Below are 13,171 nucleotides of genomic sequence, written 5' to 3' on the forward strand. Positions count from 1 at the left end.
TATTTTATCATAAATCAAGCCCTTCTTGCAGTCTCTTTTCTTAAAAACTTAGCTCCAAAAAGAGTCCTATCATATCTTGCTTGCCTAACTAGTCTATAAACATCGAAAAAGACCGGTTGCCCAGCCTTTTCCCTTATGTTAATCCTTTTTCAAACTTCCTGCACGAGTTTGAGTTCCTGCATAGGCAAGCAAGAGAAGAGTTCCTGCAATAGCTACAGATACACCATTAGCAATTCCCGCAACAATCCCTTGGGCAAATACTTTTTCTGCTGCTTCTTGATAAATCACAACATCTCCAAGTGGTGCCAAGACACCCCAAACAAGGGCATTTGCAAGTAGTTGAATGAGGTTAAAAATAAGAATATCTTTCCAGTCAAAGACACCATTGATCACGCGAACATACTTTCTGAATAGTCCCACAACTAGACCATAGAGCCCGCTAGCGATAATCCAAGTCCACCACAGACCATAGCCAGCAAGAGAGTCCTTGATTGCATGACCAATCAACCCGACAAGCAAACCGATAATCGGTCCAAAAATAATAGAAAGTAGCGCTTGTACCGCATACTGAAGCTGGATGCTTGTATTTGGAACAGGGGTCGGAATATTGATCATCCCGATGACGACAAAGAGGGCAGCGCCAATTCCGACAGCAACAACTTGTTTAATTGTAAATTTGATTTCCATACTATTTATTCTCCTATTTTATCCTTCTATTTTCTTTATTTCGATGGTCCAAGATGAACCGACACCTACATTATAGGCCTTGGCAAAAGAACCTTGGTTGATAGCCAGACCTAAACGATAGAGAGAGTTGATGTAAAGGATGGGTTGCCCAATTCTCACATCTGCAAATGATTTGCCATAGACGACCTGATTTTGATAGACCAGCATATCTGCATGATAAATAGTCACTTCAAAACGGTCACCAAATTCTGGTTCCAGTTTGTAAAATTCTTCTCGTGTGATAGAGGTCCAAAGCGAACCGAAACGCACATCCAGAATATCAATGGCTCCCTTCACCAGATGATCCTCAATGATTGTCTCTACGACTGGAAGCTCTACAATCTGGTCCACACTAAGTTCTGGCCCCACTTCCTCGAAAGTAATGTGACCACTTGCTAGTTTAGCCCCAGTATAGGCATAGACATCTCGACCATGAAAAGTATAAGAATGCTCTGTATTTTGACGTCTATTGGCCACTTCAGAAATCTCACGAATAGCTACAATGCCAACGTGTTTCTTGATAAAGGAAAGCGTCCCATTATCTGGCGTGACAATGTATTGATTTTTGGCAGTCTTAGCAACCACGCTCTTACGTTTCGAACCGACACCTGGGTCAACCACCGATACAAAAGTCGTTCCCTCAGGCCAGTAATCCACCGTCTGAAAGAGACGATAGCTCCCCTCAAAAATATTATAAGGCGTGATATCGTGCGTCAAGTGATGGATTTTTAAGGTTGGAGACTCTTCTAAAGCCACTCCAATCATAGCCGATACCGCACCATCTACCAGACCAAAGTCTGATTGTAGTACCAATAAATTATTATTCATTTTGTCTCCTTGTGTACCCTTTATCATACCATATTTCATAGAAAGTCGCTAATAGCTATTTCAATTGGTTAGGGTATAGTTTTACCTTATAACAAATTTTCACTAAAAGCTCTTGTTATTAGCTAGTAGGTGCATTTTTTCTTGAAAAAAGGTATGATAGTTACATCATGAAAAAGTAGGTTTTATTATGAAAATTATCCTTGTCGGAGGGGGAAAAGTTGGTTTTGCCCTCTGTCGCTCCTTGGTTGCAGAAAAGCACGATGTTTTGCTGATTGAACAAGACGAAGCCGTCCTCAATCATATTGTCAATCGCTTTGATATCATAGGTATCCTTGGTAACGGGGCGGATTTTACCATCCTTGAGCAAGCCAGCGTCCAAGATTGTGACATCTTTATCGCCCTGACTGAGTACGATGAAGTAAACATGATTGCAGCCGTTCTAGCCAAGAAAATGGGGGCTAAAGAGACTATCGTTCGGGTGCGTAATCCTGAGTATTCTAACTCTTATTTCAAAGAAAAGAATATTCTCGGTTTTTCTCTTATCGTTAACCCTGAGCTCTTGGCTGCCCGCGCCATCGCTAATATCATTGACTTCCCCAACGCCCTCTCTGTCGAACGCTTTGCTGGTGGACGCGTTAGCCTCATGGAATTTGTCGTCAAATCCACTAGCTGTCTTTGCCAAATGCCCATTTCTGATTTTCGGAAAAAATTTGGCAATGTCATTGTCTGTGCAATAGAGAGGGATCATCAAATTATCATTCCAAGTGGTGACATGACTATACAGGATAAAGATAGAATCTTTGTCACTGGTAACCGTGTTGATATGATGCTCTTCCATAATTATTTCAAATCTCGTGCTGTGAAGAGCCTTCTCATCGTCGGGGCTGGAAGAATTGCCTATTATCTACTAGGTATTCTCAAAGACAGTCGTATCGATACCAAAGTCATCGAGATTAATTCTGAAAGAGCACGTTTCTTTAGTGAGAAATTCCCTAATCTCTATATTGTCCAAGGAGATGGTACCGCAAAAGATATCTTACTAGAAGAAAGTGCTCAAAACTATGATGCAGTAGCAACCCTAACAGGAGTTGACGAAGAGAATATTATTACCTCTATGTTCCTTGATAGTATCGGAGTGCAAAAAAATATTAGCAAGGTTAACAGAACTAGTCTCCTTGAAATTATCCATGCGCCTGATTTTTCAAGTATCATCACACCTAAAATCATCGCTGTAGATACAATCATGCACTTTATTAGAGGTCGGGTTAATGCCCAGTATTCAGACCTTCAAGCCATGCACCATCTAGCAAATGGTCAAATCGAAACCCTGCAATTCCATATCAAAGAAGCCAATAAAATGACTGCCAAACCTCTTTCCCAACTCAAACTGAAAAAAGGAGTTCTTATTGCAGCCATCATTCGAAAAGGCAAAACGATTTTCCCTACTGGAGAGGATATGCTAGAAGTCGGAGACAAGCTTCTAGTAACAACCTTGTTGCCGAATATCACCAAGATTTATGACTTGATCGCGAGGTAAGAGATGAATAAAAGTATGATTCGTTATCTCCTTTCAAAGTTGCTTTTGATTGAAGCTGTTCTTCTTCTGGTTCCTGTGGCTGTTGCTATCTATTACCGTGAATCGAGCCAAGTCTTTACAGCCCTCTTTTCAACCATAGGGATTCTCGTATTACTAGGCGGTTCAGGGAGTTTGCAGAAACCAAAAAATCAACGAATTTATGCCAAGGAGGGAATCTTAATTGTTGCCCTCTGTTGGATCCTCTGGTCTTTCTTTGGTGGTCTCCCCTTTGTCTTTGCTGGGCAAATTCCCAGCGTTATTGATGCCTTTTTTGAGATTAGTTCTGGCTTTACAACTACTGGAGCCACTATTCTGAACGACGTTTCGATCCTCAGTCGTTCCCTCCTCTTCTGGCGAAGTTTTACCCACTTGATTGGAGGGATGGGAGTGCTTGTTTTTGCACTTGCTATTATGGACAATGCCAAGAATAGCCACCTAGAAGTGATGAAGGCTGAGGTTCCAGGTCCTGTTTTCGGTAAGGTTGTATCCAAACTCAAAAACACTGCCCAGATTCTCTATCTCCTTTATCTAGCTCTCTTTTCTCTTTTTGTGATTATCTATTATCTAGCTGGCATGCCCCTATTTGATAGTTTTGTCATCGCTATGGGGACAGCTGGTACAGGAGGTTTTACAGTCTATAACGACGGAATTGCTCACTATGGTAGCTCACTGATTACCTATCTAGTTAGTATCGGTGTTCTAGTTTTTGGGGTAAATTTCAACCTCTACTACTACCTCATGCTCCGTCGCGTCAAGGCCTTCTTTGGTGACGAAGAACTTCGAGCTTACTTGGTCATTGTACTGCTTTCTACAGGCTTGATCAGCCTCAATACCCTCTACCTCTACCCGGGATTTTCAAAGAGTTTTGAAATGGCCTTCTTCCAGGTTTCCAACATCATTACAACAACTGGTTTTGGATATGGAGATATTACCAACTGGCCCCTCTTCTCCCAGTTTATCCTCCTCTTCCTCATGGCAATCGGTGGCTCTGCTGGTTCAACCGCAGGTGGACTCAAGGTTATTCGAGGCCTCATCCTTTCAAAAATTGCTAAAAATCAGATTTTATCAATCCTATCACCCCACCGTGTTTTGACCCTCCATGTTAATAAAACGGTGATTGACAAAGATACCCAGCATAAGATTCTCAAGTACTTTGTCATCTATTCTATGATTTTGCTAGCACTTATCTTTATTGTCAGCCTAGATAGCAATGATTTTCTGGTCGTAACCAGTGCTGTCTTTAGCTGTTTCAATAATATCGGACCCATTCTAGGAACAACATCTAGTTTCTCAATCTTTAGCCCTATCTCAAAAATTCTCCTCTCCTTTGCAATGATTGCAGGGCGATTAGAGATTTACCCAATCCTCCTTCTCTTTATGAAGAGAACTTGGTCTAAGAGATAAAATATAAAATCCCTCTTTTTACAATTGTGAAAGAGGGATTTTTATATTAAAAAAGGGGGAACGATTTTAAATCCCATCTTTTCTTTACGCATAGTCCTTACTTAAAGAAAAGATGGAAAAACTGACTACATAACTTGATAATGCTCCAATACAAATTGTAAGGCTTTACTCGGATTCTTTGTTAAATGAATATATTCCATTCCTCTAGTAGCAACTATCTGAATACCTAATCTTTCTGCATCCACCTTCATCTCTCTATAATAACTCCGAACTTGTGGAGCCAAAATGATCAAATCATAAACACCCATAATATCATAATGAGCTCCGTACGCTCCTGAATTCGCAATCACTCTAACTTCTGCTAATTGAGCGCCCTCGTTAATTGCATTGGCTAATTGCGCACTTGTTCCAGATCCTGCACAAAGAACCAGTACTTTCAACTCCTTACTTTTTATTTTATCTAACTCACCAGGCATTATTTCACTTGTATCCTCCTCTAAAATAATATCATTTGAGCTTGCAACATCTTCTTTCATCAATAACTGTCTATCATACGCTCTACAGAATGGCAAGTAAATCAATATGTCGACAACTAACATCAAAGATAAAAATACAAAGGAGATAGGTTGAAAATTCGTTCCAATTAACAATCCCAAGGGACCAGGAAAGGCCCAAGGTAACTGGATATAAAATCCATTCATTCCAAAGAAATCAATAAAGACCTTTCCTAGAAATACATTCACTGGTGGAGTCATCAAAAAAGGGACAAAAAGATAGGGATTCAAAATAACAGGCATACCAAATAGAAGAGGTTCATTTACCGCAAATAAAACAGGAGTAATTGTAGCTTTACCTACCGATTTTAATTGTTTAGACCGCATAAAGAAAATCAAAATAAATGGTACAACAAAGGTAGCCCCCGTTCCTCCAATAGCAGCGATATAATTCCCGAAATTAGGTGTTAAAGAATGATAAGGGAACTGCCCATTTGCAAGAAGTTGAGCATTCTCTTCCATATTGCTCAGTTGTAAAGCTGTAACAGCAGGTAAGACAATAGATGGTCCATGAATTCCAACAAACCAAAGCAAAGCACACATAAACCAAATCAACATCATAGCAGGATATGATTCTGCACCCTTAAAAATAGGGGTCAATAGTTGTTGAAATACTTGGGCAAAAGGAACATCTAAACTAAACCGAGATACAATATCTAACAAACCACTAATAAGTAAAACAAAAGAAAAAGGAAAAATATCTCTAAAAGCTTGTGATATAGCCCCAGGAACTTCCTTAGGTAAATGAATAGTAATGTCTCGCTTAATACAGAATCGGTAAACATTTACAGTAATAAAGGCACTGACAAACGAAGTTATCAATCCTTGAGATCCTAAATAGTTTGTCGACAAACTTGTAGATCCCGTCTTCTCATCAACTACAAGCGTTACAGTTAATACCAGATAACTACATATGGCTGCCAACATTGCAGAAATATCATTTATTACCTTTCCGTGAGGCATTTTTCTATTAACATTTCCAACCAATGACTTTCCAACAGTCCCTGAAACAATAATACCCAAAACTCCCATGGTTAACATATACACTTTTCTCATCCAGACAATAGCTGGACTCGGTAACTCTACTCCGAAATTTTTAGGAATCATAATAATAATCATCAAAAAGCTTGAAAACATAATTAAAGGCATAGTAGCAATGAATCCATCTTTAATAGCCATCATATAATTATTAGTAGAAATTTTTTCAAATTTCCCTTGTTGCTTTTCAATGGCAGCGACTAGCTTATCCATAAAACTCCTCCTATAAAAAATTCAACCTCATATTTAAAACATATTAAACATCATTCAAATCGCTAACCTTAATTCCGTTTTAGCCCTTTTACCCAAAGAGCACTTTTCTTAATATATCTCTTCTGTGTCTCATAATCAACAAAGAAAAGACCATATCGCTTATTGTAGCCATTCGCCCAAGAAAATTGATCTTGCAAAGACCATATAAAATAGCCTTGAATATTGACTCCCCTATCTCGAGCCTCTAAAACTTTGTGTAAATGTTGCTCAATATAACGGATTCTCTTACTGTCATCAATAATATCATTCTCGCCCTCTGGCTTAACCTCTTTAAGGGCTGTACCATTTTCAGTTAAATAAATGACAGGATGTTGAGGATATTCTTCTTTGATACGAAGCAACATATCAAATAACCCTTGAGGATAAATATTCCAATCCCAATCTGTTGTCGGAATACCAGGCTTTTTTACAAATTCACCTAGAGCATTTAATTTAAAAGAGCTGCGTCCTTTTATTCCTGTTGAATTAAATTGTTGTTTATTTTCACCTTTGTATTCACGAATAAATTCTGAACGATAATAATTCATCCCAAACATCGTATTAAGAGGTGCAGCTCTTTTCATAATTTCTAAATCACCATCTTCTATAATAAAGCTAGAATTATTAGCTTCCAATATTTGATTCAAGTGGAAAAGCGTGTCATCACTGTAGTAGCCCAAAAAAGTTCCATCTAATAGAAATTTATTATTATAAACATCATACCGTTTAGCTGCCAAAATATTTTCTTTTTGCCCATCAATAGGATAGCCTGGCTTTAAAGCATGAATACAACCTACCTTTCCCTCAATCCCTAATTGATGAAATTCGAGGACTGCACGAGCATGCGCCAACAACATATTATGATTCGCTTGAATTGCTTCAGATAATTGAAAATGATGATTCGGAGGAAACTGGCCTCCTATGTATTGGCCTGCAGCAAGAGACATCAGTTCATTGATTGTAAACCAATGCTTGACTTCTGTAAATTCTTGGAAACAAAAGCGAGCATATCGTATGAAACGATCAATATTCTCTCTATTCAACCAATCCCCTGTTTCTAACATTTTCTGAGGCGAATCAAAATGATGTAAAGAAACAAACGGAATCACATTATGTTTTAAGCAGGACTGAAATACTCTATGGTAATACTGAACAGCCAATATATTAGGCTCCCCATCTATATCAGGAAATATGCGAACCCAAGAAATAGATAAGCGCAAAGCCTGCAAACCATGTTCTGCCGCCAAGGCTATATCTTCTTCGTAACGATGATAAAAATCACTAGCTGGATCTGGTAAGAACGGACTATTTTCTTGCAAATAAACATCCCACATATTTATTCCTTTGCCATCTACCCTAGTTGCACCCTCTACTTGATAAGCAGCGGTGGCTGCTCCTAATAAAAACTCTTTTGGTAGGGCATTAACCTGTAAATTTTCCATGACCAATCCTCATTGCAAGCCAATATGTTCTTCAATCTTTCGAATTCGTTCATATTCATCAATAAAAAACTTGACCTGATCATACAATAGCATCGTTGTCATCAAGGTATCTTGACCATGAATCATGATAAAACTCACTTCAAAATTATCTCCAGATGCCTCCTCCGCTAATAAATTAGTCTGTTCTCGATGGGCAGACACTATTGAGTCGTTTGCAGACTCAACCAATTCTCTTGCCTGTTCAAAATATCCATCTCTCGCAAATGCTAAAGCATCCATCAAATCTGACCTTGCATCTCCTGCGTAAGCAACAATTGTAAAACCAAGCATATTTATTTCTTCTTTTGATTTCATCTTTCTTCCTCCTCAATCTTGATCCATCTTTTACACATCATTATTAAAATGACTTCGCTACGATATAAATAGAAAGTTGACCCTAAATATCTTAAAAATCCTTAAATTTCATAATATTTAGGATCAATCTTCTCTGAATACCTTGGTTCATTTTCTATACTTATGATTTATAAGTGGAAACCAGCGTAATTTTTTGCTACTTCAATTACACGATAAACATCCAAATTAGATTGGAATAGCAGTTCGTGCCCACGGATATAATTCAACACATTTCTCCATTCTTCTTGAGCTTGCCTTGTTTTTCCGGTTGCTTGAAGATATAAAGCCTTCGCCATCTTAACAACATATTCACGATGATAACTGAGCTGTTTCCATTCATCCTTTTGACTATTCACTAATTTAGAAATATTTTCCTCAATAATTGGCAAAAAATTATCAGCTAGATTGTAAGCTATATAATAATGATTCGCTAAAACATCATTTTGACGACTGCCAATTGCATTAAAATAATCACATGAAGAATAACTAGATAATTTTTCTAAATATTCAACAACAGACTGCCAATTTGACCCATACAAAGCAGAAAAGTATTCTTCAATCAATTCTTCATAACTTCTTGTCTTCTTCCAGAGCATTTGCCCCATAACATAATTAGGAAAATTATGAGGGAATCCTGCACGTAATTCTTGACAAGAAATGTAACCGTTCAAATGTAGGTTTGAAAGATAAGATACATCTCTGTAAATAGTTTGACTAATTTTCATATAGCCTAAATCGCCATAATGAGCACGCCCTAAAGGATAGTCATATACGAAACTATCTCCTTTAAATGTTTTTTGCCACTCAAAAAGATAAGATAAATTTTCCTCAAGAGAATTCGGAAGTATAATTTTATTACGCAGATAAGGTTTAGGCGTAGGTATGGAATTGTCAAAATCTACATCTGCATAACTCATTTCAAATGTTCTTGTAATCGGTGCAAACATCATGGTAAAGCGTTCAGGATTATCTAATTTTTCTTTCTGAGGTGCCCATAACAACTCATGGTAAAGCAGAAAACAAATCTTTGTATCTAATCCCTCACTCATTAAAGCCCTATCCAATTGATTGAGAATACGAATATACTGATCCGAAACCAATTCTTGTCTACAGTTTTTGCATTCACAAATATTATTACGAGCATCCGACAACCATACATGTAAGTAATTCACATCAGGTCTTTTCTTGGCATAATCCGTAATAATTTCTACCATCTTATCCGCCACATCTGGATTTGAAAAATCCAGGCTGGTTAAAATCGGAGCCGTATTAAACAATTCTCGTTTCCCGTTTATTTCAGCGACATAGGGTTTCTTCTCCTCTGAAATACTAAGACCTGATTCCCAGCCAAATTTTGAAGAATAACCTAAAACCTCTCCTGTCCATCCATGACCAACACGATGATGAATAAGACCTCTTTTTTGCAATTCTTTATCCAACCTATCACTCAATTCTTGTACTAATTCATTTGAAAATTGTTCTTTATTTAGGTATGGATTAAATTCATGTTCATACCAACGTTTCAAAAAAGAGTAAGGATTTTCAAACTGGATGAAAAAACTGTTCATTCCAATCTTAGGTAGCCAATCAATGAAATCTAGTATATTTTCAAATGAATCCGCTCCCTCTATACATACTCCCCTATGATAGTAACTGGCTGTTTCATCTATAGATAGCTGTTTATCTAAAAAATCTTCAAATCGTAACTCTGGAACAAAGTCATGTCCGCGCCCTGGTCTAGTATACACAACCCCAAATTCATGAAACATTCGGTAAATTCCAATAAGTAAACCTACAATTGTATTAGACTCAATTCTTCCCTTACCCTTGTCTAATGAGATAAGAACATGGTCTTTTCTATCCTCTTTATTGACTAATCCTACAAAAATATCCGCTTCCTTCTCCTCGACAAGTTCTATGTCAGTCTTAAAGACCCGATTCATATAGTAACTCAATTCCTCTAAGGCGAAGCTAGAATAAGCATTTTTCTGCTGATCAAATACTCTGATAACCATCTTATTTCCCTCCAACAGTAGCTTTTTCTTTTTCAAGATTGCGTTTATCTGCAATTTTGAAGAATGGATAATAAATTGCTACAGAAACCAAAATCAAAACAACTTGTAATAGAGCTCCTCGCCAACTAGCCCCTGTCGCAAGGAATCCTCCTATGATCGGTGGCATTGTCCACGGAAGGATTACACCTGTTGTATAAGGTACTAATCCTACAGCCATTGATACATAGGTAATCAAGGCATTGATTGTAGGAGTAGCAATAAACGGAATCAGCATAATAGGATTTAAAACCGTTGGAAACGTAAATAGAATAGCTGTATTGATATTAAAGATAGACGGTATAATAGCTAGCTTACCTAATGTTTTATTAGCACGACTCTTACTAAATAGGAAGAGACAAATCGCAAGACCAATAGTCGCTCCACCGCCACCAATAAATACAAATAAATCTTTAAACGGTAATGTAATAATGTGTTGTAGGGTTTGTCCTGCAGCCACAGCTTCTTGGTTTTCTGTAGTAAATTGTAACCAAACTGGATCTACAAAAGCATTTAAAACTTGTCCCCCGTTAACTCCACAGAACCAAAAGAATGAGTTTACAATAACACATAAAATCATACCTGGAAGTGTTCCTGCAATTAACTTAAGCGGCGTTCCAACAATTGCACCTAAAAGTCCGTTGAGACCTCCTGCAACTCCTGCTGCTTCCAGACCTTTTAAGACCAAAGCCCACAAAACAAAAGTAGTAAAACCAGGTAAAAGAGCTGAAAATGATTTACTGACCACATCTGGGACACCATTTGGCATTTTTATCGTAATTCCGCGTTGGATAAAAATACGATAAATCTCTGCTGTAACCAATCCAATGGTAATCGCCATAAACAACGAAGACGCATTCAGGCTAGAAAATGGTATTGCGCCGCCAAATAACTGCTTGACCTGCTCCCCATTTTTATCATAAACCATACTTGAAAAACGAGGGGCCATCAATACAAAACTGGATAAGGCTATGATCCCTGCAGACGGACCATCTGTACCATATCCTTCCGACAACCTGTAGGCAATACCGAAACAAGCGACCAAGGAGATAATCGCTACTGTTGACTGATTCATAGTTGTCAAGATACTTAGCAATCCAACACTATTCAGCCAATTTGTAAAAGCCTCTTGAGGCCAACTGATTAGAATAAGAAATAAAGAGCCGACTAAAATCAAAGGCATTGCCATCATAAATCCTTCACGAATAGCTTTCAAATGCCGTTGGTTGCCAACTTTTTCACCAAACGGAGCGACTTTCGTTTCTAAAAACGTTAAAATATTGTTCATCACCGGAACTCCTTTTTTTATTTTTTATAAATTAAATATACCACTAACAGAAAGCGTTGTCAATATATTTTTTGCTGTTTTTACAATATTTTTTTCTTTGTATAGAATAATAATTTTAATTGATTTTTTCTTATGTTTAATATAAAATAAACCAAAGGAGGAAACAAATGATTACAAAACAATCAGCCTTTTTACACAATAGAGCCACTATACTGGAGTTTCTATATCGAAATCCAGCAACATCCCGTACAGATATTGTTAATGAAACAGGACTTACTCCAGCAACAACGACTAACATCATAAAAGAGCTAAGCGAACAATCCCTCATATACGAAACTGGTGATGAATTTAGCGAGTTTTCCGGATCTGGAAGACGTAGAAAAACTATTTCTATTACAGATAATATCCCCTATGTTGTTGGAGGTATTGAAATAAACGTCCTAGGTATCTTTCTCAGTCTATGTGACTTACAAGGGAAAACTCTTTTCGAGACAGAAATTTTGAATGAAGATTATCCTATTTCAGAAATCAATTCCACCATTACCAATATGATAAAAACAGCTATAGAGTACGTCCCTTTAGAAACAAAATTACTTGGATTTGGCTTATCGATACCTGGACATTATAACAAAGACTCCGGAAGCATCATTACAAACAACCCCATATGGGAATCGTTTAATTTATTAAATGTAATTAAAAATTTCAATTTTCCTTTTATTGTAAAAAATAATATTGATTGTATGGCTATAGGGCAATACCTTTTTAACCCACACAATACCCCCGATAATTTTATTTTCCTACACGCTGGATTAGGTATTTACACTTCCTTTTTCACAAAAGAAAAAATAGGAGCCTCTAAAAATCCTTATATCGGAGAAATTGGACACACCATTGTCGAATTGAATGGGCAATATTGTGAATGCGGAAAAAAAGGTTGTTTACAAACATATATTTCTGATGCTTGGTTAATCAAACACGCCCAATTATTATTTAAAAATTCCCAACTAACTGTACTAAAAAGTCTTGTAAAGACTGAAAAAGACATTCATTTAGACACCCTTTTAACGGCTTATAATTTAGGCGACTCTGCTTTACGCCAACAAATTGATAAAGGAGTTAATTTATTAGCCACTTCTATTGCAAATCTTCTCCTCATCAATCCTGCTGATAAAATCTATATCAACAGTCAATTGCTTAATTATCAACCTTTCACTCATGAAGTCAGGGATAAAATCCAAGACCAGCTCCACTTCGTTCCTTTTACTCGTAATATAGAAATTGAAATTTTACCTTACAACAAACATCGTGGAAGTATAGGAGCTTGTGCATTAGCTATCGTCGCTTTTTTCATAGAACATAGCAATGTTTTACAAGATATTATTTCACCTTAATATATATTAGAAATCTATACACCTATTTAAATCAACTATAACCTGTAGTAAATATCGAATAGTTAGACAATACAAAATGAGACGACTTCCATATAGGAAACCGCCTTCTCGCTATGTTGCATGAAACTGTAAAAATAGATGAAATTGATAGCGGTAGTCAGATCAAGAGACATCGTAACTCTAAAAAGTCACAATAGATAAGTTCATCCTCGGAAAAATATCATTCTA

At 37.2% G+C, this 13,171-nt stretch carries 10 protein-coding genes; 3 read left to right on the plus strand and 7 right to left on the minus strand.

Annotation, left to right across the window (positions count from 1 at the left end):
• Positions 1-138: 138 nt before the first annotated feature.
• Positions 139-687 carry an ECF-type riboflavin transporter substrate-binding protein gene (locus WKI23_RS00385; protein WP_368078565.1) on the minus strand — a complete coding sequence of 183 codons (549 nt, stop codon included), beginning with the start codon at positions 685-687 and terminating at the stop codon, positions 139-141.
• An 18-nt stretch (positions 688-705) separates the two neighbouring features.
• A complete protein-coding gene (locus tag WKI23_RS00390) occupies positions 706-1,554 on the minus strand; it encodes an SAM hydrolase/SAM-dependent halogenase family protein (RefSeq protein ID WP_176139370.1) in 849 nt (282 codons plus the stop codon).
• A gap of 187 nt (positions 1,555-1,741) precedes the next feature.
• Between WKI23_RS00390 and trkA the strand changes: the two genes are divergently transcribed.
• Positions 1,742-3,091 (plus strand): Trk system potassium transporter TrkA, encoded by a 1,350-nt coding sequence (gene trkA, locus WKI23_RS00395; protein WP_368078566.1) that lies wholly within the window; start codon positions 1,742-1,744, stop codon positions 3,089-3,091.
• Positions 3,092-3,094: 3 nt separating this feature from the next.
• Positions 3,095-4,534 (plus strand): TrkH family potassium uptake protein, encoded by a 1,440-nt coding sequence (locus WKI23_RS00400; RefSeq protein ID WP_368078567.1) that lies wholly within the window; start codon positions 3,095-3,097, stop codon positions 4,532-4,534.
• 125 nt (positions 4,535-4,659) lie between these two features.
• Here WKI23_RS00400 and WKI23_RS00405 read toward each other — a convergent pair whose 3' ends face one another.
• The 5 genes from WKI23_RS00405 to WKI23_RS00425 form a co-directional block, all read right to left on the minus strand.
• Positions 4,660-6,339, minus strand: a complete 1,680-nt coding sequence (locus WKI23_RS00405) for a PTS lactose transporter subunit IIBC (RefSeq protein WP_368078568.1) — start codon at positions 6,337-6,339, stop codon at positions 4,660-4,662.
• A 68-nt stretch (positions 6,340-6,407) separates the two neighbouring features.
• Entirely contained in the window at positions 6,408-7,820 is a 1,413-nt protein-coding gene (gene lacG, locus WKI23_RS00410) for a 6-phospho-beta-galactosidase (RefSeq protein ID WP_368078569.1), read from the minus strand.
• Positions 7,821-7,829: 9 nt separating this feature from the next.
• Complete coding sequence (locus WKI23_RS00415) at positions 7,830-8,174, minus strand: PTS lactose/cellobiose transporter subunit IIA (protein WP_000836780.1); 345 nt, start codon at positions 8,172-8,174, stop codon at positions 7,830-7,832.
• Positions 8,175-8,341: 167 nt separating this feature from the next.
• The gene (locus tag WKI23_RS00420; protein ID WP_368078570.1) at positions 8,342-10,228 is read right to left on the minus strand and encodes a DUF4838 domain-containing protein; all 1,887 of its coding nucleotides are present in this window, start codon (positions 10,226-10,228) and stop codon (positions 8,342-8,344) included.
• A 1-nt stretch (position 10,229) separates the two neighbouring features.
• Positions 10,230-11,552, minus strand: coding sequence for a PTS sugar transporter subunit IIC (locus tag WKI23_RS00425; protein WP_001059750.1), 1,323 nt, complete (start codon positions 11,550-11,552; stop codon positions 10,230-10,232).
• 167 nt (positions 11,553-11,719) lie between these two features.
• On the opposite strand from WKI23_RS00425, the gene WKI23_RS00430 reads away from it, so the two are divergent.
• The gene (locus WKI23_RS00430; RefSeq protein WP_368078571.1) at positions 11,720-12,943 is read left to right on the plus strand and encodes an ROK family transcriptional regulator; all 1,224 of its coding nucleotides are present in this window, start codon (positions 11,720-11,722) and stop codon (positions 12,941-12,943) included.
• The last annotated feature ends 228 nt before the right edge of the window (positions 12,944-13,171 follow it).

Source organism: Streptococcus pseudopneumoniae, from assembly GCF_038148955.1.
Classification (GTDB): Bacteria; Bacillota; Bacilli; order Lactobacillales; family Streptococcaceae; genus Streptococcus; species Streptococcus pseudopneumoniae_T.

Coding starts and splice junctions, on each gene's coding strand:
- WKI23_RS00400 (WP_368078567.1), top strand. CDS start 3,095: ATGAATAAAAGTATGATTCGTTATCTCCTTTCAAAGTTGCTTTTGATT.
- WKI23_RS00415 (WP_000836780.1), bottom strand. CDS start 8,174: ATGAAATCAAAAGAAGAAATAAATATGCTTGGTTTTACAATTGTTGCT.
- WKI23_RS00420 (WP_368078570.1), bottom strand. CDS start 10,228: ATGGTTATCAGAGTATTTGATCAGCAGAAAAATGCTTATTCTAGCTTC.
- WKI23_RS00405 (WP_368078568.1), bottom strand. CDS start 6,339: ATGGATAAGCTAGTCGCTGCCATTGAAAAGCAACAAGGGAAATTTGAA.
- trkA (WP_368078566.1), top strand. CDS start 1,742: ATGAAAATTATCCTTGTCGGAGGGGGAAAAGTTGGTTTTGCCCTCTGT.
- WKI23_RS00385 (WP_368078565.1), bottom strand. CDS start 687: ATGGAAATCAAATTTACAATTAAACAAGTTGTTGCTGTCGGAATTGGC.
- WKI23_RS00390 (WP_176139370.1), bottom strand. CDS start 1,554: ATGAATAATAATTTATTGGTACTACAATCAGACTTTGGTCTGGTAGAT.
- WKI23_RS00430 (WP_368078571.1), top strand. CDS start 11,720: ATGATTACAAAACAATCAGCCTTTTTACACAATAGAGCCACTATACTG.
- WKI23_RS00425 (WP_001059750.1), bottom strand. CDS start 11,552: ATGAACAATATTTTAACGTTTTTAGAAACGAAAGTCGCTCCGTTTGGT.
- lacG (WP_368078569.1), bottom strand. CDS start 7,820: ATGGAAAATTTACAGGTTAATGCCCTACCAAAAGAGTTTTTATTAGGA.